The 23,015-nt window shown below is 36.2% G+C and carries 23 protein-coding genes; 4 read left to right on the top strand and 19 right to left on the bottom strand.

The window, feature by feature from the left end:
- Positions 1 to 59 precede the first annotated feature (59 nt).
- The 10 genes from EGI05_RS14840 to EGI05_RS14795 all read right to left on the bottom strand — a co-directional run bounded on the left by EGI05_RS14840 (position 60) and on the right by EGI05_RS14795 (position 9,635).
- Positions 60 to 695, bottom strand: a complete 636-nt coding sequence (locus EGI05_RS14840; protein WP_123263813.1) for a carbonic anhydrase — start codon at positions 693 to 695, stop codon at positions 60 to 62.
- A 47-nt stretch (positions 696 to 742) separates the two neighbouring features.
- Positions 743 to 2,335 carry a SulP family inorganic anion transporter gene (locus EGI05_RS14835; RefSeq protein WP_123264379.1) on the bottom strand — a complete coding sequence of 531 codons (1,593 nt, stop codon included), beginning with the start codon at positions 2,333 to 2,335 and terminating at the stop codon, positions 743 to 745.
- Between the two features lie 143 nt (positions 2,336 to 2,478).
- Positions 2,479 to 2,778 carry a hypothetical protein gene (locus tag EGI05_RS14830; RefSeq protein WP_123264378.1) on the bottom strand — a complete coding sequence of 100 codons (300 nt, stop codon included), beginning with the start codon at positions 2,776 to 2,778 and terminating at the stop codon, positions 2,479 to 2,481.
- Positions 2,779 to 2,798: 20 nt separating this feature from the next.
- Positions 2,799 to 3,464, bottom strand: a complete 666-nt coding sequence (locus EGI05_RS14825; RefSeq protein WP_123263812.1) for a carbonic anhydrase — start codon at positions 3,462 to 3,464, stop codon at positions 2,799 to 2,801.
- Between the two features lie 282 nt (positions 3,465 to 3,746).
- Entirely contained in the window at positions 3,747 to 4,304 is a 558-nt protein-coding gene (locus EGI05_RS14820; protein ID WP_123263811.1) for a serine acetyltransferase, read from the bottom strand.
- Positions 4,305 to 4,432: 128 nt separating this feature from the next.
- On the bottom strand, positions 4,433 to 5,647 hold the full coding sequence (locus EGI05_RS14815) for a hypothetical protein (protein ID WP_123263810.1): 1,215 nt from the start codon (positions 5,645 to 5,647) through the stop codon (positions 4,433 to 4,435).
- A 252-nt stretch (positions 5,648 to 5,899) separates the two neighbouring features.
- A complete protein-coding gene (locus tag EGI05_RS14810; RefSeq protein WP_123263809.1) occupies positions 5,900 to 7,051 on the bottom strand; it encodes a glycosyltransferase in 1,152 nt (383 codons plus the stop codon).
- Positions 7,052 to 7,618, bottom strand: coding sequence for an acyltransferase (locus EGI05_RS14805; protein ID WP_228428623.1), 567 nt, complete (start codon positions 7,616 to 7,618; stop codon positions 7,052 to 7,054).
- A 17-nt stretch (positions 7,619 to 7,635) separates the two neighbouring features.
- Positions 7,636 to 8,793 carry a glycosyltransferase gene (locus EGI05_RS14800; protein ID WP_123263808.1) on the bottom strand — a complete coding sequence of 386 codons (1,158 nt, stop codon included), beginning with the start codon at positions 8,791 to 8,793 and terminating at the stop codon, positions 7,636 to 7,638.
- Complete coding sequence (locus EGI05_RS14795; protein WP_228428622.1) at positions 8,793 to 9,635, bottom strand: glycosyltransferase family 2 protein; 843 nt, start codon at positions 9,633 to 9,635, stop codon at positions 8,793 to 8,795. The genes EGI05_RS14800 and EGI05_RS14795 overlap by 1 nt, the downstream gene beginning before the upstream one ends.
- Positions 9,636 to 9,719: 84 nt before the next feature.
- Between EGI05_RS14795 and EGI05_RS14790 the strand changes: the two genes are divergently transcribed.
- The 4 genes from EGI05_RS14790 to EGI05_RS14775 all read left to right on the top strand — a co-directional run bounded on the left by EGI05_RS14790 (position 9,720) and on the right by EGI05_RS14775 (position 14,022).
- Positions 9,720 to 10,490: a class I SAM-dependent methyltransferase gene (locus EGI05_RS14790; protein WP_123263806.1), complete on the top strand. Its 771-nt coding sequence runs from the start codon at positions 9,720 to 9,722 to the stop codon at positions 10,488 to 10,490.
- A gap of 21 nt (positions 10,491 to 10,511) precedes the next feature.
- Entirely contained in the window at positions 10,512 to 11,540 is a 1,029-nt protein-coding gene (locus EGI05_RS14785; RefSeq protein ID WP_123263805.1) for an acyltransferase family protein, read from the top strand.
- A gap of 123 nt (positions 11,541 to 11,663) precedes the next feature.
- Complete coding sequence (locus tag EGI05_RS14780) at positions 11,664 to 13,097, top strand: MBOAT family O-acyltransferase (protein WP_123263804.1); 1,434 nt, start codon at positions 11,664 to 11,666, stop codon at positions 13,095 to 13,097.
- Between the two features lies 1 nt (position 13,098).
- On the top strand, positions 13,099 to 14,022 hold the full coding sequence (locus EGI05_RS14775) for a hypothetical protein (protein WP_228428621.1): 924 nt from the start codon (positions 13,099 to 13,101) through the stop codon (positions 14,020 to 14,022).
- On the opposite strand, the gene EGI05_RS14770 is transcribed toward EGI05_RS14775, so the two are convergent.
- From EGI05_RS14770 to EGI05_RS14730, 9 genes are read right to left on the bottom strand one after another with little or no spacing between them, the layout of a single operon-like run.
- Complete coding sequence (locus EGI05_RS14770) at positions 14,014 to 14,955, bottom strand: glycosyltransferase family 2 protein (RefSeq protein WP_123263802.1); 942 nt, start codon at positions 14,953 to 14,955, stop codon at positions 14,014 to 14,016. The genes EGI05_RS14775 and EGI05_RS14770 overlap by 9 nt on opposite strands.
- Positions 14,956 to 14,962: 7 nt before the next feature.
- Complete coding sequence (locus tag EGI05_RS14765) at positions 14,963 to 16,042, bottom strand: hypothetical protein (protein ID WP_123263801.1); 1,080 nt, start codon at positions 16,040 to 16,042, stop codon at positions 14,963 to 14,965.
- Positions 16,032 to 16,985 (bottom strand): glycosyltransferase family 2 protein, encoded by a 954-nt coding sequence (locus EGI05_RS14760; protein ID WP_123263800.1) that lies wholly within the window; start codon positions 16,983 to 16,985, stop codon positions 16,032 to 16,034. Before EGI05_RS14760 ends, EGI05_RS14765 begins: the two co-directional genes overlap by 11 nt.
- Positions 16,982 to 17,887 carry a GT-D fold domain-containing glycosyltransferase gene (locus tag EGI05_RS14755; RefSeq protein WP_123263799.1) on the bottom strand — a complete coding sequence of 302 codons (906 nt, stop codon included), beginning with the start codon at positions 17,885 to 17,887 and terminating at the stop codon, positions 16,982 to 16,984. Before EGI05_RS14755 ends, EGI05_RS14760 begins: the two co-directional genes overlap by 4 nt.
- Positions 17,888 to 17,889: 2 nt before the next feature.
- The gene (asnB, locus tag EGI05_RS14750; RefSeq protein WP_123263798.1) at positions 17,890 to 19,686 is read right to left on the bottom strand and encodes an asparagine synthase (glutamine-hydrolyzing); all 1,797 of its coding nucleotides are present in this window, start codon (positions 19,684 to 19,686) and stop codon (positions 17,890 to 17,892) included.
- A 12-nt stretch (positions 19,687 to 19,698) separates the two neighbouring features.
- Positions 19,699 to 20,460, bottom strand: a complete 762-nt coding sequence (locus tag EGI05_RS14745; protein ID WP_123263797.1) for a class I SAM-dependent methyltransferase — start codon at positions 20,458 to 20,460, stop codon at positions 19,699 to 19,701.
- 47 nt (positions 20,461 to 20,507) lie between these two features.
- The gene (locus EGI05_RS14740; protein WP_123263796.1) at positions 20,508 to 21,428 is read right to left on the bottom strand and encodes a glycosyltransferase family 2 protein; all 921 of its coding nucleotides are present in this window, start codon (positions 21,426 to 21,428) and stop codon (positions 20,508 to 20,510) included.
- Between the two features lie 11 nt (positions 21,429 to 21,439).
- The gene (locus EGI05_RS14735) at positions 21,440 to 22,105 is read right to left on the bottom strand and encodes an NAD-dependent epimerase/dehydratase family protein (RefSeq protein ID WP_123263795.1); all 666 of its coding nucleotides are present in this window, start codon (positions 22,103 to 22,105) and stop codon (positions 21,440 to 21,442) included.
- A gap of 38 nt (positions 22,106 to 22,143) precedes the next feature.
- Positions 22,144 to 23,013 carry a glycosyltransferase gene (locus tag EGI05_RS14730; protein ID WP_123263794.1) on the bottom strand — a complete coding sequence of 290 codons (870 nt, stop codon included), beginning with the start codon at positions 23,011 to 23,013 and terminating at the stop codon, positions 22,144 to 22,146.
- Between the last annotated feature and the right edge of the window lie 2 nt (positions 23,014 to 23,015).

The following is a 23,015-nucleotide window of genomic DNA, read 5'->3' as shown; positions in this document are numbered from 1 at the left end:
GATTTCGGTGGTCTTCTTGTATTTAAAATTAAATTTCCAATCTATGCAATGATGATCTTTTACAACCAGGTTACCACGCCTGTTTCAACATCATAATTGGCTCCAACTATCTTTATCTTGCCTTCTTCTTCAAGCTTTTTAAGCGTTGAGCTTTGCTTGCGGATATCTTCAATGGCATTTTTTACATTTTGTTGATTCAGTCTTTCTAAAAGAGAGCTGTTCTTTGAAGAGCGCTCTTCGCCTTCTTCAATAATTTCTTTGATGGTTGTATCAAAATGACTCACAAGATGGTTAAGGTTATCCATTCCTAATCCTTCGATCTGTGCTGCATCAAGTCCACCTTTTAAAGCACCACATTTAGTATGCCCTAAAACTACCACAAGCTTGGAACCTGCAACGTTACATCCGAATTCCATAGAACCTAAAATATCCTGATTGACAAAGTTTCCTGCAATTCTGATGCTGAAAATATCTCCCAGTCCCTGATCAAAGATAAGTTCCGCAGACGTACGGCTGTCTATACAGCTCAAAATAACAGCGAACGGCCATTGTCCTTCACGGGTAGCATTTACCTGCTCCAAAAGGTCTCTGTTCGCCTTTAGATTATTGACAAATCTTTGATTTCCCTCCTTTAAAAAGTTTAATGCTTTTTCAGGAGTAATAGTTAACTGAGTTTCGTGTGTATGTGCTTTCATATATTCGTTTATTTTTTGAGTAATTTTTAAATATTTTAATAATAGTTTTACATAGCTCTTCTGTGAGTAACCAAGATGTGAGAATCTTCATCCTGCTCATAGTCTCTGTATGAAGTTTTGAAACCTAATAGTTCTACATCAATATCTTCTTCTTTTGCCCGTATATTGGCGAAATCCTGGATCATTTCCAGCACATCAGTAGCAATATAGGAAGTTCCTCTTGCATCAATGGTTACTTTAGAGTTAGGCTTTATATTTTTAAGTGTTTTTTTGATGGCCGCCTTATTCAGAAAAGAAACCTCTTCTGCAAGTTTAATATTGATCTCATCTGCGTCATCCAGGTTTTCCCTGCTCAGATAATAAGCACGTTTCATATTTCCCTGAAGGATATAGAAAACGGAAATAGCCAGACCAATTCCCACTCCTTTCAGTAAATCTGTAGAGACTACTGCTACTACTGTAGCAATGAAAGGGATGAACTGGAATTTACCCAAATGCCAGAAGTGTTTGAATGTAGCCGGTTTTGCCAATTTGTACCCTACTAAAATTAATACCGCTGCAAGAGTAGCAAGAGGGATTAAGTTTAAGATTACCGGAATAGATAATACACAGATTAATAAAAGAAAACCGTGGATGACAGTAGAAATTTTAGAGGTTGCCCCTGCATTTGCATTGGCAGAGCTTCGTACTACCACTGATGTCATCGGCAGTCCTCCAATAAATGCGCTTATCATGTTTCCGATTCCCTGGGCTTTAAGCTCAAGATTGGTATCTGTGATTCTTCTCTGTTTATCTAACCTGTCTGAAGCTTCGATGCACAATAAAGTTTCAACGGAGGCTACAATAGCAATCGTTGCACCTGTTATCCATACTTTATAATTAGTAAAACCAGAGAAGTCCGGTAAGGTAATAAGATTTTTCAGATCATCTATAGACTTTGACACGGGTAGTGGGACAAGGTGTTCAGACCCAATGGCTAAACTGCTTCCTGTCATTTTAAATACTTCATTCAAAATAATTCCTGTCACTACTGCAACCAATGCTCCTGGAAGCATTTTCATTCTTTTCAGAGCAGGAAGCTTATCCCAGGCTAAAAGAATTGCAACTGAAACCAAAGTCACTAAAACAGCACCTGGATGAATTGCTCCAAATAGTTCCGTAAAATAGTTGAAATTTAATCCTTTATCGAATATGGATTCGTGGCCCTCATAGTCTTTGTCAAACCCAAGTGCATGGGGAATCTGCTTTAGAATGATAATAATACCGATCCCGGCAAGCATTCCCTCAATAACATTATTGGGGAAATAATTGGAGATACTTCCGGCTCTTATAAATCCTAAAGCCAATTGGATAATTCCCGCAATGATTCCGGCACAAAGGAATATTTCAAAGGCTCCCAAATCTGTAATAGCAGTAAGTACAATAGCCGTTAATCCTGCGGCTGGCCCTGAAACTGAAATGTTTGAATTACTGATAGTTCCTACTACCAAACCGCCTACAATACCCGCAATGATTCCGGACAATGGCGGAGCTCCCGATGCTATAGCAATTCCTAAACATAAAGGAAGTGCCACTAAAAATACAACGAGTCCTGAAGGGAAATTTTCTTTAATTCCTCCTATTAATGATGTTTTTTTCATGATTGTTTTGAAAAATACTATGGTTATAAGTGATTGATAAATAGCCTTTACCATCAATTATAAAAAGATTGGAAATTTAATTTTAAAACACATGCATCCAATATCAGTTCTGATATGAATGTTGTAAATAAAGAATGATAAAATTAAGCTTCCGGAGGCGGAGAAAATATGGTGAGTAATGGTGACAGATGAAAAGAATCATCAATCAGCATAAAAGACTTGCCTTCCAGATCAGGTTCAAAAAACTTCAGATAATCATAGACATCCAAAGTTTTGGGAAGTGTCTTTTCGTACACTGTAAAAGAGGTAGGGTGGGAATGGGGTTCTTCTTCGTTCACTATCACATTAGTCTGAAGCAAATCCCAACCAGCAACCGCAGCAATACTCGGTAGCGCCGTAAAGTTGAAAAAAATCAGTAATGTAATAATACTCCAAAATTTCATTCCAAAATTGTTTAAGAAGATTACTTCTTTCTGCTCATCACCCAATCAGATTCGGTAAGGTTATAGATTTTCTGGATATCTTTCAATAATTTCTCGAAATCAATCTCCAGATCAATAATCTTTCCGGTTCTTAGGTCGAACACCCAGCCGTGAACAATAGGAAATTCTTCTAAAATATATCTTTCCTGTACACAAGCCATTTTAATTACGTTGATGCACTGCTCCTGAACATTAAGCTCCACAAGTCTGTCATAACGCTGACCTTCGTCTTTGATAGCGTCTAATTCAGCCTGATGCAATCTGTATACATCACGAATCGTTCTCAGCCATGGATTCAATAATCCCAAATCCTGAGGCGTCATCGCTGCTTTTACACCCCCGCAGTTGTAATGTCCGCAAACAATAATGTGCTTTACCTTCAAGTGTTCTACAGCATATTGAATAACAGCTGTTGAACTCATGTCCAAAGTATTGACAACATTAGCAATGTTTCTGTAAACAAATACTTCTCCCGGTTTAGCACCCATCAGTTCTTCCGCAGTGGCTCTGCTGTCTGAACATCCAATGTATAAATAATCCGGATGCTGAGTTTTAGCAAGTTCATGAAAGAAATTAGGGTCTTGTGCTATCTTAGATTCTACCCATCTTTTATTGTTCTCGAAAATAACTTCGTACGATTGTGACATAATGTAAATCTTTTAATGTTGCAATTATTTATTTCGTTAAAATTATTTTCAATTTCAATAGACTAAATCAATAATCATGCAAAAATATAATTTTTGTTGAAAAACCAACTACTTTTAACAAAGTTTAATATGACTATATGCGTAAAATCATATCGACTTTGACAATAGACTGGTAAAATAATTTTGATGCCCTGATTAAAAGATAAAATTACAAACTAAAAATCAGAAAAAAAGAATGAGGAATTAAAATATTATTAAATAGTAAAAATTTTAAGGTAAGGCTTAGATTTTATTATTGATATATCCCTCTGTAGCATTTTCTTTAGGATAAATTTTGGCTGGATTTCCCACTACAATGGAATCGGAAGGAACATCAACATTGACGTAAGCATTGGGTGCGATCAAAACATTGTCTCCAATAGTGATTCCTCCTACTACCACTGCATTCGTGCCAATCCATACTTCATTGCCGATTGTAGGAAAACCTTCATATTTTCCACGGTTTTGCTGGCCAATCGTTACACCCTGAGCAATATTGCAATTCTTCCCTATTTTAGCTTTAGGATTAATCACTAAAGCTCCCCAATGTCCTAAATAAAAGCCTTCTCCGATTTCGGTTTCAGGATAAATCTGAAAGCCATATTTGATCTGATGATGTCTCAGCACGAGTCTCCAGAATGCACCAAGCACAGATTTTTTTCTATACTGTTGATTTTTTCTCAGAATATAAATGAAATGGAGATTAGGATTAACACATTTAGCCCATATCTCAAATTGGGAAAGCCATTTTCCACTCTCGCGATAAAAATCTTTCTGAATAAGGGTGTGTTTTTCTGACATATCACAAAGTTAGAGCCTGTTTTAGAGTGGCAATTTATAAAAAAAACTTTAGAATTAAATCAGAGAAATTAAAATGAGAATAGATAAAAAAGGCTGCTGTGAAAACAGCAGCCTTATGGTAGAAGCGGTTACAATCTTGAATTGAATTTAATTTGTCCGCTGATATCTCTCGAATAGCCATTCATATGAGGTCCGGTACTGCTCCAATGTAAAATGATCCCTTTGTCATAATAATTATCGGCAGAGCGGTATTGGTAAGAAGCATTAAATCCATTATTATTGATATCTGTGAATCTTACCCCGGTCGGCCAGGAATCTTTTTCAAAAATCACATAATTGAATGCATCACCTTGCCACCCTCCTACATTATTGGGGCCCGGGTCCCATGATCCGGCATAACCACAAACCACGTACAAGGATGTATTAGGAATCATATATCGCATAAACTTTCGGATAAAGACTTCTCCATTAGCATTGTTGGTCCACATGATTTTTGGTAAAGAGGAGTTGCATGGGTTTACACCATTCGGAGTGTTCCAGCCGGTATAGGTTTTAGTCCAGATATCACTTTTCCCGGCAAGGAATGACTCATTATGCTTTCGTATGGTCATATTCTCAAAATATGGCCAATAATGGATTCCGTCGTAGCAACGATCGTCCGGTGGTGGCGGTGGTCCTGTTGGACCTTTCAGAACAACTGGCGGTGCATCTTTAGGAAGAATGGATAAATCTATGTTGTCAACAAAAGTTTCATTTAATGAGAATACCCATACTTCTTCATTGGTAACTGCCTGTTCATCTACCATTTTTACAAACTCCCAGTTTCCGGATGCATTAAGTTTATAAGCTTTTGCATCAGTGGGTACTTCATCACCGGTATAAAAAACAGCTAAAATGGGATTGGATGCGCCTATCTGGCCTGAAGCTTTTAAGTTGTTATAATTGTAAATGAAAATTTGGGGGAAATATTTATTGCCTTCCAAATCATTAAATGGAAGAAGGCTATTCTTAAAACCAACATTATTGTATAGAGCAGGAATATCCTTGTAGAAAATATCAATTAAAGCATTATCATCTCCATCAATATTTTTTTCCAATTCCGTATAGATGGTGTTTCTTGCTTCTGCATTTCTCTGGGCTTCAAATACAATGTATTTGGCAGTAGTCATCATGATAGATTCCAGATAAGCCATTTTATCTGCAGAAGACATACTTGAAAGGCTTGCTTTCATAATGGTAGACTGATTGGTTTTCTGATCTTCTGTGGGTTGTGTTTCAGACTCATTATTACACGAGGAAAGAATGAGCCCGATCGTGACTAAGGATAAGACAACTTTTTTCATAGTTTTTTAGATTTTGGTGGTCCCTTACTTCTTTTTAAGGTTGCTTTTCAGGGTTAATTCCAACCTTTTAGGTTTTGAGATAAAGAAATTGCATGATTTATTCACAAATGTGGGATATGGATCTGTGAAAACAAAGCCAGATTTAATAAGTGTAGAAGATGAGTAAATAAGTGTAACACTTCATGAGCTTCTCGTAAAGAAAATAAGCCTGAACACAGAGTCAGGCTTAGAAAATATAAGTTGTTATTTATATTATAAACTATTGAGGATTGAAGTAATCTTATTCACGGAGTTTTCAAGATTAAAAGGCATTTCATAGTCCTGTAATCTATTTTCATATCCGGTGAATGCTTCAGGATGTGAAAGGGCTTGTTTCATTCCCTGATAAATTCCTTCTTCTGAGTTGTCTACAATGAGTCCTAACTCTCCGTTGTTAAGCATTTCTCTTGCTCCGGAAACTTCAGTGGAAATAATTTTCTTTTTCAAAGTAATCGCTTCAAATAGAACAGTAGGGAAACCTTCATATCTGGAACTAAGAATATAAAAATCCGCATTTTTAAAGTAAGGATAAGGATTGTCTGTAAATCCTAGCATTGTCGCTGTTTCATCTACTCCAAGTTCTGTTTTTAATTTTTTGATATTTTCGAAATCATATCCGTCACCAATGATTAAAACATTATGTTTGAAGCCTTCGTCCAATAATCTTTTATGAACCTGTAAAAGCCTGTCGAAACCTTTTTGTGGAAATACAGTCCCAACAGAAACAAAAGTAGGTACAGAAGGATCAAACGTATAATTGATCACGGGTTGCTCAGCTTTAGCTAAAAATTCTCCGGTATCCAGTGGATTATATATTCTGATGATTTTCTGCTTCTCATCTTCGTTACAGGCCAAACTGTGAAATAACTGTTCAATCTTTTCAGAAATCACCATGATGGCGTCAAAACCGAAAAATTTGCGGATTTCCTGATTTGTGTAGCCTTTTACTTCGGAAAGATCATTATGAATCCATACGATTTTCTTGGAGGACTTTAGGGGAGAACCCAGGATTTCATCTCTCATCCCATGAATGGCGGCAAACTCAATATCATATTGCTTGTTTTTTAATTTGCCTTTATAGAGAAGATTCGGGAATTTCTTTAGTACTTTTTCATGAATTACCCTCGCCGCCTTTCTTGGAATATCTTGTGGGCGGTTGGTGGTGATCATTTCTCCTTTATGAAGGTAGACAATATTGATCCAATCCGGAATTTCAGAGAGGTATTTCCCGGAATGTAAATTTAAAAGTAAATCAATTTCGTATTGATGTTGAGGGATATTTTTCAGAAAAGTTGCCAATACTTTTTCAGCACCTCCGTGACGCAGAGAGCCGATACGGATCAGTATTTTCTTTTTTTCAGCCATTTATTTTTTTACAGGTTTATAAATATGAGGGAGATGTTCTTTGATGTAAGCGTCTAATTTGGAACGCGTAGGTTCCAGTTCTCTGGGGTAAATAGTGTTATTTTCAAGCGCCTTATCTCCATATTGTTCAATGGTGCATATGAATTTGGCAGGAACTCCTGCATACACTGAATTGTCTGGCATGGAAGAATTAAGAACAGAACCCGCCCCTAAAATACAATTATTCCCCATTTGCGAACCGGGAAGAAGGGTACAGCTATTTCCTATAAAACAATTTTCACCAATTTTAATTCTGCCGAAATTTCTTGCATCTTCATATTTTTCCATGCTTCTGATAACATACATGGCTCCATCATGAGTAATGAAACGGCAACCGGCTGTAATTTTTGTTCTATCTCCAATTTCTATTAAATAAGGCTCAGAGCCGAAATCGGGAGCTTCAACAAAAATTACATCATTCCCAGCTTTCATTCCACGTTTTTTGGATACTTCAATATAGGCCCTGTCATAAATATTTTGGGAAATAGTATGCAGTTTTACAATGATTCTGTACAATAAAGTCATCATAGATTACAAATTTCGGCTTAATTTTTTACTAAGTTAGTGATGATATTTTCAACAGCATCAAATATTTTCTGATTATCAAATTGCTTTTCAATATCCGTCAGATTATATTTTATTTCAGAGATTAATTCCGGATCAGTTAAAAATTTCTTCATCGCTTCATACATTTCATCCGTTTCATAATTGATGAGATAGCCGGTTTTTCCATGAGAAATCATTTCCGGAATCCCTCCTACATTGGTGGAAATAATTGGCTTTTGAAGAATCAATGAGTCTGCAATGATGAGAGGCCAGCTTTCGGATTCGGAGGGAAGAATGAAAAAGTCAGCATTTTTTACATACGGATAAGGATTCATTAAAGACCCCAGGAGTTCAAAACTATCTGTAACCCCTAATATTTCTGCCTGTTTTTTTAAATTTTCCTTTTCCTCTCCATCTCCGATGATGATGATATGATGGTCAAACCCGTCTTTCAATAAACGGGCATGAGCCTCCATCAGCTTATGAAATCCTTTCCTGCTGTGTAACCTTGCCACGGATGCAAAAATGGGTTTCCTAGGGAATTCGGGGGTAAAAGCTAACGCTTTCTGTTTCAATTCTTCTATCGGAATGGCATTTAAGATTACCTGGTTTTCCGGTATAGGAAGATCCGGATACGTTTCAATCAGGATATCTTTAGTCTGTTGTGATCCGAAAATAAAATAATCGAATTGTGGAATTTGCTTTAAAATTCCCGGAACCAGAGGTTGAAGTTTTGGTAATGTAATATCTGAATGGAACCAGCCTATTTTCTTTGATTTTGTATTGGTAGAATTCAAAACAGAGTCAAATGCCGCATATGTAGGAGCAATTTCCACGTCATAATTTTCATTCAGCAATTTATCAGCAATCTTTGGATTTTTCTGGGCATTTTGAAGCTTTAATCTTCTCTGGGCAAGTTGTACCTTTTGGATAATTGTATTTTTAGAAAAGTCTTCTCTCCCGTCTGTAAGAAAAACTTTCCTTACATATTCCGGAAACTCATCGCGAAGCTCACCCTGATTCATGTTTAAGCAGACTGTCATTTCAAACTTATCTTTATTGAGATGATTCAGCATACTTAAAATCACCTTCTCCACGCCGCCCATTTCCATAGAGCGATGCCTGAAAAGAACTTTAATTTTTTTAGATTCTGCCATTACCCGAAAAGTTTTTGAAAAGAGATCAGGATTTTTTTCTTTATTCTAAAGGTAATGCTATTTTGGTATTCCAACAAGTCATAGATTTCCTTTGGATTTTGATAAGATTCCGGGACAGGTTTTCCGTTGATGGTTTTTAGATTCCTGCGTTTCATGGCATTAAAGATCACCTTGGCAAAATACTCCCTCGATTTTGGTCTGTTATCGTTCTGAGAAATTCCTCCGGAATGGATTCTGTACAGGTAATTCGGTTCATCTATGAACTGTACTTTACCTTTTTCATACATTTTCAGGTACAGATCCTGATCTTCTGCAATGCGCATGGAAGTGTCCATTTTAGAGGTCTGCTCATAAATATTTTTCCTGAAGCAGACAAAATGAACAATGTGGACGGGGCAATTGAAAAAATACGGAGAATTATTCAAAACCTGCATGGCAACAGTGGAGACTTCAACCGGATTCAGGTGCTCATCGCATTTTACGAATTTGGAATAGGTGAGGACTACTTCTTTATCCTTTTGGAATATATCAATACTTGATTGTATAGCATTTGGTGTAATGGCATCATCCGGATCTACAAAACCACAGATTTCTCCGGTAGCAAGCTCTATCAACTTACTTTTGGTAATCCCAACTCCGCTGTTGACTTCATTTTGATAGATCTTGAAGCGGGAATCTTCTCCAATGATCTCTTTGATAATCTCTAAGGAACTGTCTGTAGAAGCATCATCAAGAATTACAACTTCCCAATGATCATAATTTTGAGCTATGATGGAATCATAACACTGCTTGAAAAATCTGCCGTTATTATAATTGGCAATTAAAATGGAAAACGTCATCATTTGTTGTGTACAAATTTCTGCAAAGATAATTATTCTTAAAAAGTTAGGGAAAAATCTTTATTTTTGTGGCTTAAAATTAACACAGTGAGCGAAATAGTACGAGTTCTCAAAACATTAGTGGCTTATCTTAAAAGGCCCGATCTTTATCCCGAACTGGGAAGGAAAATTGTAAAAAACACCATCAACAGAGGCAATGCTTTTAAAGGTAAAGAAAAAACTAATTCCTGGGCTTCTTCTAATGCCATTTCCCAAAAAGAAGCAGTTTCCCAGCTTTTTGGATTAGATATAAATCCTTTTCAGTCTGAATATCAGGAAATTCTCAGAACATCCGCACAAAAGGAAAAAGAGTGTCCGATAAAAATGGGTGGGGCAGGAGCTTTGGAGCTGATCTATTATGCCTGCGAATTCACTAATGCCAAAAATGTGGTGGAAACGGGAGTTGCATACGGATGGTCGTCTTTAGCGGCTTTGTTTTCCCTTGAAAAAAGAAATGGAACTTTATACAGTTCAGATATGCCCTATTTAGCACAGGATGGAGATCAATATGTAGGATATGTGGTTCCTGAAAACCTTAAAAAATTCTGGAAATTGTTCCGTTTTGCAGATAAGGAGTCCTTACCAAAAATTTTCGCTGATCAACCGACTTTTGATGTGGTGCATTATGATTCGGATAAGAGCTATAATGGACGGTATTGGGCTTATAATGAATTGTATAAACATTTAAGAATTGGAGGCGTTTTCATCAGCGATGACATCGGTGACAATTCGGCATATCAGGATTTCTGTGAAAAGAATAATATAGCAACAACCGTGGTGGAATTTGAAGGCAAATATGTAGGTGTCTTTATCAAATAAACCAAGCAAGTAAATTTTTCAGTGAAAATAAGTCAGATTACCTTTACCCGATTTGTAGCGGCGATTGCCATTGTCATTTCGCATTTTAATAAAGACTTATTTTTATATCAGATCCATTATATCTCGGATATTTTCCTTCGGGCAAATGTAGGAGTGAGCTACTTTTTTATCCTTTCAGGATTCATTATGATTGTGGCTTATCACAAGAAGGAGCAGATAGATTATCTTGATTTTTACAGGAACAGATTTGCCAGGATTTACCCATTATATATTGTTGGGCTGTTATTGTATCTTATTACAAAATCTTCCAATTTCAGTGTATTTAAGCTGATTCTGTACTTGTTCGGAATTCAGAGCTGGATTCCGGGTGAGGCTTTGGTCCTTAATTTTCCTGGGTGGTCTATTTCTGTAGAATTCCTTTTTTATTTGCTGTTTCCTTTATTGTACAATCGATATTATTCCAAACAGAACAAAAGTATTTGGGTTATCGCAATTATCATTTGGGTAATTACGCAGGTTTTTTCCAATTTTTATGTGGGCTCGTCGTGGTATGAAGGTCCACATACCAAAAGCCATGAGTTTGGGTTTTATTTCCCGCTGCTACACCTCAATGAGTTTTTGGTTGGGAATCTGGCAGGAATGTTTTTTGTAAGACATCATAAGCAAAAGAATTATGATCTTCAGGTTATCCTTCTTTTTGCGGCGATATTGCTGGCTCTTATCTTTATTCCGCTTAATTTCCATAACGGTCTTATGGCGGTGCTTTTTATTCCGTTGATTATCCTGATCTCATATAATAATGGACTTCTCACTAAGATATTCTCCCTGAAACCGTTGGAATATTTAGGCGAAATAAGTTATGCGATCTATATTGTACATATTCCGGTTCTCTATATCATACGGGAGATTTTGAAATGGAAACACCAGCTGCTTGATATCAATCTGGTTTTCTGGATATACATTGCTGTTCTGTTGATTGTTTCTGCATTATTCTATCAGTGCATTGAAAAACCTTTAAGAGATTATCTGAAAAAGGTGAAGATAAAGTGAAAATTTTTACTTTTGTTAAATTAAAAATACAACAAACACATGAATGAAACCAAAGTTCCCAATTATTCCCCGGATATTCTTTTACTGTTAATCTTATAAGTATTAATTATTTGAAGAATATCTATGTTATTTAATTCCGTTGGCTTTTTATTTTTTCTGCCGATCGTATTTATATTGTATTGGTTCGTTTTCAGAAAAAAATATCAATACCAGAATTTGCTGTTACTATTGGCAAGTTTCTATTTCTATGCTTGTTGGGACTGGAGATTTCTGTTCTTGCTGATGTTTTCCATCGGGTTGGATTTTGTTTCCGGACTTCAGATTGAAAAAAGTAAAACAAAAAAGGAGGCCACTTTCTGGTTGACCCTCAGTATCGTTATCAATCTGGGCTTCCTGGGCTTTTTTAAATATTATAATTTCTTTGTGGAAAGCTTTGCTGAGCTGTTGAACGGATTCGGATTTAAAATCAATGTCTGGCTATTGAATATTGTTCTTCCCGTAGGAATTTCTTTTTATACTTTCCACGGTCTTTCCTATGTCATTGATATTTATAAAAAACGGATTAAGGCTGAAACTAATTTCATAGATTATGCGGTTTTTGTAAGCTATTTTCCGTTGCTTGTTGCCGGTCCTATTGAAAGGGCAACCCACCTTTTGCCACAAATACAGAAGAAAAGAGTTTTCAATTATGATCAGGCCGCAGATGGAATGAGACAAATTCTATGGGGATTTTTCAAGAAAATGGTGATTGCGGATAATTGCGCGCCCCTTGTTAATGAGATCTTCACGAATTATCAAACGGAAAGTCCGGCTACTCTGGTGATGGGTGCTGTTCTGTTCGCATTTCAGATTTATGGGGATTTTTCAGGATATTCCGATATTGCACTGGGAGTTTCAAAATTATTTGGGATAGAGCTTCTGAAAAACTTTGCATTCCCTTATTTTTCAAGGGATATTGCCGAATTTTGGAGAAGGTGGCATATTTCATTATCATCCTGGTTCAGGGATTATCTGTATATTCCTTTAGGAGGAAGTAAAGGCGGGCTAATGATGAAGATCCGGAATACATTCATTATTTTTCTTGTATCCGGATTTTGGCATGGAGCGAACTGGACTTTTATCATTTGGGGCGGATTGAATGCTTTGTATTTCATGCCCTTATTGCTAGCTGATAAAAACCGGCAAAATCTGGAAGTTGTAGCGATGGATAAGCTTTTACCATCTTTTAGAGAATTTTTTAAAATCCTGCTTACTTTTGCGCTCACTTGCCTCGCATGGATTTTCTTCCGGGCGGAATCCGTTACTCAGGCTGTTTTGTACATCCAAAGAATAATAGATCCGGCTTTGTTCTCTATACCGAAACCATTTCCGGTTAAAGTTCTTGCGTTAGTTGGGTTTATGCTGATCATTGAATGGATGAACAGAGGGAAAGTTCATGGGTTGGAAATTGACAGGTTTAACCCCTGGATAAGAAGGATTCTATACCTTATTGTGATCTACATCATTCTCCGTTACGCCAATTTTGGGAATAATGAATTTATTTATTTTCAGTTTTAGCATGAAAAAGTTTTTATTTAAAATATCATTGTATATCATCGGAGTTCTACTGATATTTGGAATTCTGGGATCGTTTGCAGATGGGAATACTGATGACAATTACATGCATTTTGCTGTGAAGAAACCTCAGAATATTGTTCTGGGAGATTCAAGAGGTGCGCAGGCCGTTCTTCCGGAGCTTTTAAGTCAAAAGCTAGGAAAAGAGTTTGATAATTTTTCCTTAAATGTGGTACAGTCTCCTTATGGCGGAATCTATTATAAAGCTCTGCAAAGAAAATTGGATCCGGAAACTAAAAATGGACTTTTTATCGTAACCGTTGATCCTTGGAATGTATCTTTAGATAAAAATATAAAAAAAGAAAGTGATTTCCCGGAAGAGCATTCCCCACTAAAAAACATGCATTTCTATGATCTGTCTCCGAATTATGAATATCTGTTGAAAAATTACAGCCGTAGCTGGTTTAAACTTTATGCAGAAAGGGAAGCAGCGGGTAAATCCAGTACTTATCTGCATAAAGATGGATGGATGGAAGTATCCGTCAATATGGAAAAAGATTCAGTGGCCAAAAGAGAAACTGAAAAAGTGAATTTCTATAGGGACCTGGCAAAAAAACAACATATTTCTCCAACCCGGATTAAAGCATTACAGGATATCATTGCCTTCCTTAAAAGCAAAGGAACAGTTTGCTTGGTAAGAATTCCTGCTTCGGAAAAAATAATGGAGATTGAAAAAACATATTCGCCGGAATTTAGTGAAACAATGAAGCATATCGCCCTAAAACACGGCATTCATTTCTTTGATTTTTCATCCAAAGGCAATGAATATCAATATACAGACGGCAATCACATGTATAAGGAATCCGGGAAAGTATTTACGGCTCAGATAGCAGATTCTATTCTCGGGAAAACAAAAAATTTAAAATAGATATTTCCTGAAATTAATATTATACAGTCCGGAACGAATGCTCGGATAATCTGTGACAAGATATTTCAGGATCATGCTCCATTTTTTCAGTACTGGAGCATTGGCAATTTCAAAGCTGCGGTGCATCCTTTTGATGTGAAGCTTCATGTGAGAAGGAATAGTATTCTCTGTTTCTGCCCAATTTTTTACTTCTTTCCAAAGCAAAACTCTTGTGGTGGAAGGCTTTATTTTCTTAGAATCCACTTGGGTAATTCTATTATCTTCATGTACCCCTCTCATCGCAATGGCCTGGTCTAAAATCCCCGGATAAAGATCCAGATAATAAGATAAGCGGAACAGAAATTCCGTATCCTGATGCAATCTTAAACTTGTTTTAAACAATGGATTGAGCTTTTGCAGTAAAGGCTCTTTTCTGATTGTTAAAGTATCAATACTGAATAACCCAAAACTTCCCAACATATTCATCTGTCCGGGAAAAACCTCTTTAGGGTCATGAATTTTATAGACTGTGGTTAAACGGTCCTGAAAAAGACCATAATATTGTTCTTTCGCTTTTTCCGAGTAATAATGAACCCCCAGTGCACCATAAACACCTTCAACCTCCGGTCGTTTGAAAAGTTCTTTTTCAGCATCAAACCTGTTGGGAAGGTAATAATCGTCTGCATCCAGAAACGCAATAAAATCTCCTGTAGACTTCTCAATGCCAAGATTTCGAGTAGGCCCGGCTCCATGATTTCCTTTGTCGGGATGCTGATAAAGTTTTACCCGGTCATATTTTGCAGCCAGCTCTTGACAAACCTGCAATGCATTATCAGGAGATTTATCCTCAACCAGGATCACTTCATGTACTTCCTCAAATTGTAAGGCGGACTCTACGGCCTGGGTTACATATTTTTCGGCATTATAAACGGGAGTGATAACGGAGATTTTCATTTGTGTGTTAATTAATAAAAGTTACGCTGCGGTGTTCAGCCTGTAAATAAATAAGTTGATGTTTCTGAATGCTTTCGTTGAGATTTTTTACCATACCTTCCGGAGTCAGATACTGTTCGTAATAATCCAGAACGTTGTTTCTCATTGCTGAAATTTCCGGTTCAGAATAATGAAAAATTTCTTCTGAAAGAATATGTTCAAGATGAGGGAGGTCTTCAAAAACAATGGCATTTTGTCTGTGCTGAAGATGAGGATACATTACTTCTGCATATTCTTTCTGGATGAGGGGAATTGTGCCTACAGACATAGCCTCAATGACATTATGGCAAAGGGGCATTACCACACCGGGACAACAAAGATAAAAGTTGAAATAAGAAAGCAGTTCGCGAACATCTTCCATGGCTAATGCAAAATTTTCTTTAATGGCAAAAGCATATTTTTGATCAAGAGAATGATCTCTTATTTTTTCTAATGTTTCTTTTTTTCCGGGCAAAGCCATGAAATTTTCCTGATTGCTGAAGAATTCTAAAAGCTCGGTTCTTGGAATAACAGAAAAACCGGTACGTTTGATTTCAAGGTAGGCTTTGCTGTCAAAATTTCCATAGCAGAAAATAGAATTCACACGTTTTTTATTAAGATCAATCATATTATTCCATATTCCCTGGTGATACATAAACGGGTGAAAGCTCATGGGAACATGAAAACAATCCTCTTCCTGATTATTTTTATTGAAATAGGAATTAAAATAATCCGGACTGAACATGGTATCTTCTAATACAATAGCATCAGAAGGAAAATCCTTATTCTGAATGCTTAAAAAATCTTTTTCACGAACGATCAAGCCAAGATATCTGTCCTTATTTCGAAGATTCCTGAATCTGGCAAAATCCATCGGATAATAAATCGTATATCCGGCAAGTTCATAAAACTTTAACAGCAGATAGAAAAAACGATGATAGATATTAGGATTCTGTACATGAACGACTACTGTTTTTTCATTCGCCACAGGTTGATAACGTTTCAGCTTTTGAAATGCCAAAACATCACTCACAAGACGTTTTACCTGTTGTATTTTTTTACGAATCATAGTGTTTATTTAAGGCGTGAAAACGGTATCTTGTTTTTAAAAATTCAGGGTTCAGCAAACTTGTCGTCACAAAAGAGAACCATTTTTTCAGTCCATTTTCATTGGCGATTTTAAAACTAAGGTAAGTCAGCTTTATTTTTTTTGAATATAATGGATCAAGAGGCAGGGATCGACTCCACTGATAAAGTGATTCATGCAAAAGAAGATTGTTCTTATAAAATTTGGACGAATACGTCTTGATTTTGGTGATCCTGTTGTTGTCGTGAACTCCTCTTACAGCAACTGCTTCGTCAATAATCCCTGATTTCAGATAGCAATGATAAGCCAGTTTAATGATAAAATCCGAATCCTGATGTACACGGAGATTTTCATTAAATCTTAAATTATTTTTGACTATTGAAGACTTTCTTGTTGTTAATGTATTCAAGTGAAAAAATGAACCGAAAGTTTTCGGTGTTAAACCCAGTAGTCCTTTGAAAACTTCTTCTCCTTCTGCAGGATAATTAACGGTGGTAAGCGTAGAGTTGTTGAATTTATGCAAATATTCCTCTTTCCCTTTTTCTGAAAGATATTCCACTCCGATGGCTCCGAAAATCCCTTCTATTTTGGGATCATTGAAAGCTGTCCTTTCGACATCAAAGCGGTTGGGAAGATAATAGTCATCCGAATCAAGAAATGCAATGAATTCATATTGAGCCTTTTCCAGTCCTAAATTTCGAGTAGCTCCTGCTCCGTGATTTCCTTTGTCAGGATGTTGATAAAGCTTAATTTTTGGATTTTCAGCGGCCAATCTGTAACAAATTTCCAAAGAGTTATCTGTGGATTTATCTTCAATTAAAACCACTTCTTTCACTTCCTCAAACTGTAAAGCGGAATTCACCGCTTTTTCCAGGAATTCGGAAGCATTGTAAACAGGTATAATAACAGACAGGGCTAAACTCATGCAGTAATTTCTAAAATGGTACTTTTTGTATAGCTTTCCAAAAACTCCTGTGGAATATCAAAGGATTCCTGACTTTCAGCCTCATTCACATGTCTTCCCGCAATGGCTATTTTATCGGTAGCTTTTTTCAGGAACCACATATATTCAATATCAATATGTCCGATATCAATTCCCCAGTATTTAATTTTAGCGAGATCATAAGCCAGAATGGTGGCTGTAGGTCCCAAAGCAATTAAAATCAGTTTATCTTTTCCATATTCTTTAGCTGCATGATAGATTTTATCATAATGAGCGAATGCATTTTTCTCCGGACATAAGATTCTTTGCAGTGAATGTACATTGTCAAACAAATCATTTCCCACTCCCAATCTGGAATATCTTCCTTCAATAATAAGCACCTCCTTGTTCTCCCAGATTTTCTTTAATGAGCGGACGATCTCCCGGTTTCTTTTTTCTGATTTATCTTCATAGCCGAGATAAAACCGTGTGATAAAAGAATTGCCATAGATTTTGTTTTTATCTAAAAAAGGGGATAATCTGATCCCATATTTATTAATAAACTTTTTCCACCAGTATTTGGTAGGAATATCAAAAGCGGCAACCGAATCAAGTTGTTCCGGTAAACAAACCATATGGTTTTCTAAATCGAATCGCAAAACCTGGCTGAGTTTTTCCCTTATCTCTTCACTGTTTTCCTGAAATTCAAGGTAATGTTCCGGGAAAATCAGCCTGAATTCGCCATCCCCGAATCTGCTTACGGATTTTTTGTGCGTAGTAATTTCTTCAATGGTCTTTTGAATGGATAATACTTTATATTGAGGGACTCCACGGCGCAGATTCCTTGTACTGAACAGCCATTGATAATAATAAAACCTTGAAGAGAGCGCTTTTTTCAATCCCATGGTTATAAGTATTTGCTGTTATTATCGGCCCAAAGAGCCAATTGTAATAGATTCCAATGTTTTTGACCTTTATCCAGGAAATTTTGAGTGGCTTTAAAATCTATAAAGCTAAAAACTTTGTGGTTGGGATTTTTGAGAAGGTCATCGGAAAAACTGATCAGGTTATCTTCTTCAAACCAGCCTTCTATTGCCACACCAAAACCTTGCTTGTTGCGGTTTCTGATGGTTTCTGTCCAATAAGAGCCCATTGCCTCACGAAGAATAATTTTATCATTTTCGTTGTTGATCTTTAATTGTTCCGGTAACTGAATGCAGAACTCCGCAAAATCAATATCCAGGAAAGGGGTACGGACTTCCAGTGAATTCGCCATGGCCATACGGTCTGATTTTACCATCATATTTCCCGGGACGAATTTTTCCAGATCCACTCTCATAATATCATTCAGAGAATCCGGATGGGGAGAAAAGCTGTAAGGTTGCTGATATTTTGCGGTGATTCCCAATTGTTTTTTATCTTCATCAGAAAAGAAATTTCTCACAGAGTTTTGATGAAAATCCAGGATGTCCGGATGTTCTATATTCTTTTGGGTAATAAAAGAGGTCTGTTTAATATTCTGATAAAGCTTTAAGCCGAACTTAGCCACAGCATTTTTATAACTGAAGTGCTTTCTTAACTGATTTTCGGTATTATAAAAGCTGTAACCACCGAATAATTCATCCCCAACATCGCCGGAAAGTACAACAGTAAGGCTTTTCCTGGCACTTTTGCAAATTTCAAAATGCGGGATACATGATCTGTCTGCAAACGGCTCATCCAAAAATGGAGAGACTTTGAGCAAAGAAGTAACGAGGTCTTCCTTTTTTTCATGGATCTCAATATGATGAGTCTTATATTTTTCTGCAATTTCTTTGGCGTATTTTAATTCACTGTCTTCATGATCATATCCGAAGCTGATAGTGGTTTGATGAGGTAAAAACTCATCCACCAAGGCAACAATAGAGGAGGAGTCCAATCCACCACTTAAAAAACTTCCTACTTCTACATCGGCAACAAGTTGTTTTTTTACTGCATTTTTAAGCAGATAGGTAAACTCTTCTTTAGCATCGGATAGACTGATGCTTCTGTCTCTGGCGGGAAGACTGTAATATCTCGAAACTTCTATTTTTCCTTCTTTCCAGATCAACTGATGAGCAGGAGGTAGCGTAAAGATATTGCTGTAAATGCTTTGATAAGTACTTACATAGCCATATTGCAGGTAATGGGAAAGCGCTTCCGGGCTTACTTTCGGTTGAATTAAACCTGAAGCTAAAATCGCTTTGATTTCTGATGCAAAAATGAATTCATTATTAGGCCCGATCGCATAATAAAACGGCTTTTCTCCAAACCGGTCCCGTGCACAAAACAATTGCTGTTTTTCTTCATCCCAAATGGCAAAAGCGAACATTCCAGGAAGCTCATGAATGAGTTTTTCCTGCTTTCTCTGATACATGGCAAGGATGACTTCCGTATCAGAAGTTCCGCGATAAGAATATTCAGGGTACTGGCTTTTGAGGGTTTGATAACCGTAGATCTCACCATTTAATACAATACATTCGTTCTTATTATGGGAAAACATGGGCTGAATCCCATTTTCAGAAAGGTCTATAATAGAAAGCCTACGATGGCCTAAAATGGCATTTTCATAAAATTCATGGTGTGAAGAATCCGGACCGCGATGCGCAATGGCATCGGTCATTTTCCTGATCTCATCCTGATAGTTTTCTGCATTATTGGCAATAATACCAGCTATTCCGCACATACTCCTGAAATTTTAATTATGAATACCAGGTTTTTCACAGAAAAAAAGATCTTCTTCGGGGTTGACTCCGAATTTTTTGTATTTCTCTGAAATATTTATTCTGTGTACTTTAAAACCTACACTTTCTAATCGGGTAACATAATCTTGCCCATAAATTCTCACATGATCAAATTGTCCGAAAAGCTCTTCTCGCTTTTTACGGTCAGAAATCGTGAAATCTTCATGGGTAATTTGATTATTGGCGGAAATCGGAACCTGAAGGATCGCTTTTCCGTTCGGTTTCAGCACTCTGAATATTTCTCCCATTGCTTTAGTATCTTCGGGAATATGCTCCAATACATGATTACAAATGACCAAATCGAAGTGATTATCTTCATAAGGAATATCTAAAACATTCATATTCTGAACGTAGTCAGGATAATCATATCCTACAGTAAATAGATCTCCACAGATATATTCTTTGAAGTTTTGCTTTAAAAGTATGCTGGATAATTTCGGTTCAGGAGCAATATGTAATATACTGCTTTCTTTGGGAAACTTTAATTCTTCTATAATAAAAGCATATAAAAGTCTTTCCCGGTCTCTTGAGTGGCACTGATAGCATCCTGCAGCTCTTCTTCCACCGCCAATAACATGTTTTTCTCTTAATACGGGGAGATCATGGCCCACAATTTCAAGGTCTTTGGAATCATAGCCGCAGAAAGGGCAATGATACGTTGTGCCTGAATGGGAATAAAGTTTGATTTTGTTTTTGAGCCTGTTTACAATAGACATCCTGTTTGTGTTTTAAAGTTATTTGTTATAAAAATACGGGAATAAATTTATACTTTCAAAAAGGTGGGGCCTGTTTGCCTTACCTGATGTTGAATTTCGAGCAGTTTTTTCTCTTCTCCGGAGATTTTTTTGTATTTCTTTGACAGCTTTTGGGAGACGTCGAAATTTCCTATCAGAACATTTTTGAAAATACTTTGTTTAAGCGCTTTTTTCTCCCGCTGAAAAGCATTCTGAAGATTGGGATTTAAAATGTTGGTTTCCACACTTAAATCTTCATATTTGTTGTAATCCACCTTGCTTAAAGATTGTTTGCCATCATGGATCACTTTACTGCCGGGAACAAGAAAGATTTTCTTTTGATGAAAATGAACACGATTGGCATATTCCACATCTTCTCCATAGTGGAAAAAATAAGGATTAAATCCACCTACGGTTTCTATGGTATGTCTTGGAATGAACCAATGAGCTGCGTTGATGAATTTTACTTCATAGAAAGGCTTGAGATTCTGAAAATATAGATCTGAGATCAACCTGGTTTTTTCAAAATTAATGGCTATATATTTATCCAGGAAAATATCCAGCTGCTTTTCTGTTCCGTTGATGTGCATTGGGCTTAGAATTCCGATTTCTTTTTTAGCAGGATAATCGTCATATATCGCCAATAGTTTTTCTATACTATCCGGGTAAAGCCAGGCATCCTGGTTCATCAGGTAGAAAAATTCAGAGCCTTCTTTGTAGGCTTTTTCTATTCCAATATTGTTGGCTTTTCCAAAACCTAAATTATCTTCAGACTGGATAAACTCCACTTCCGGGAAATGGGTTTTTATATATTCCTGAGTGCCGTCCGTAGAACCATTATCAATCACAATACATCGTACCGGAACGGAAGACTGTCTTAAGCTGTTAAAACATCTTTCCGCCCATTTCATGGCGTTGTAAGTGACAATGATACAAGAAACTTTCGGCATTGGTGTCTGTTTTAAATATATTTTTGAGCTAAGTTTTTGAGATAATTTTCCGGACTAATTCCTGAAAAGAATTCGTCAATGCTATCATCAAAAGTTACCTTATAGAAATCGCCTTCATTGATCTCGTCATAACGAGCCGGCTTGTTAATTTTTTCCTGAATGGCTCCCACAATCTCTTTCAAATCATAATAATACGGGTATGCCAGATTTATGGTTTCCTTGTTCAAATGTGTACAATTGGAAACTATGAATCTGGAAATGTCATCAATGTCTAATAAGAGCCTTCTTGCCTTTTGATGGATCACAAACTTATTGTCATTCATGATCTGGGTTTTAAGAAAATTAAAGAGGGTATTTGGATTTCCTCCGTTCCCTACAATATTTCCAATTCTTAAGATTAAATAGTCCGCAACATGATCTTTGATGTAATTTTCAATTTCCAATTTATGAAGAACATAATGACTGTCTTGCTTTGACTGGTCATTAATACTAAGAGTTGAAAAATAAATAAGCTTTCCAGTATTATTTTCAAGGGTATTTTTCAAAAGAGTAAATTCTCTTTCAAATTCAGAGCTTCTGGTCTCTAATGAATTAGAAACTCCTGAAGCGAAGAACAACATGTTGCCTGAATTAATATTGTTTAATGCTTTGGCAATAAGTCCTGAACCTATGATCATATTTGTGTTTATTACTTTTAAAATCCTTTAAGAATGGTTTAAATTTTTGGGTTTATTCTTTTATTAATTCTTTTAGAATACCTTATATAATTAAAATATTTTTTGATAATCAATAATTGATCCTTAAAATTAAGTTTTTTAGGATAAAATCTTAATGTATCAAGAATGTTTTTTATGTTGACAGGGTAATATTTATAATAGTTGTACAGAAATCCTAAAAAAACTTTTGTTTCAGTTTCAGAGTCAATTTCTTTTTGAAAATCTGAGCCTATGTTTTGCTTGACCAATATGTTATTATCCATCCACTCTTTATTGAGATTTCCTGCTGAAAAATGTTCAATAAGAATATCATCAACTACATAATTTTGAAGTTTTTTTGAAACTCTTAAGCTAAAATCAAGGTCATATCCGTGAAAACCTTTTAACAGTTTTTCATTGAATTTAAAATTTAAATAATTTTCCTTATTTATTGCTATAAAAACACCATCTACTGCAAAGACCTTATTCCTGTTTTGGTGGGTAGTATGAATATGAAAAGAATCTGTATTTTCTTTACTGCCTTGTAAAATGTTTGCAAAGTTGTATTTCTCGGAAACCGTCCAGCTTGAGGGTGCAGAAGGAACATACGAGGATCCTGCTACCCCAATGATACCGGTTTTACTCTCATTAAGATGACTGATTAATTTCTCTCCCCAATTCTGAGTTTGAAATAAAATATCTTCATGTATGAACAAGAGTAGATCATATTGAGCCCTATTCGCTCCTTTGTTATAGGCTTCACAAATACCCATTAATCCGGGATTGTCAATTTTAATAATTTCATATGTTGCGCCAATAGTCTCTGCAATATTTTTTTGTAGAGCAGAAAAGTAATGTGGTAAATAAGATGAAATTATTATTGAAATCATAC

Origin of the sequence: Chryseobacterium daecheongense (assembly GCF_003729955.1) — a bacterium.
In the GTDB taxonomy this organism is placed as follows: domain Bacteria; phylum Bacteroidota; class Bacteroidia; order Flavobacteriales; family Weeksellaceae; genus Chryseobacterium; species Chryseobacterium daecheongense.
Note: the sequence above shows the minus strand (reverse complement) of the source record. Positions and strands in the feature narration are given on the sequence as shown.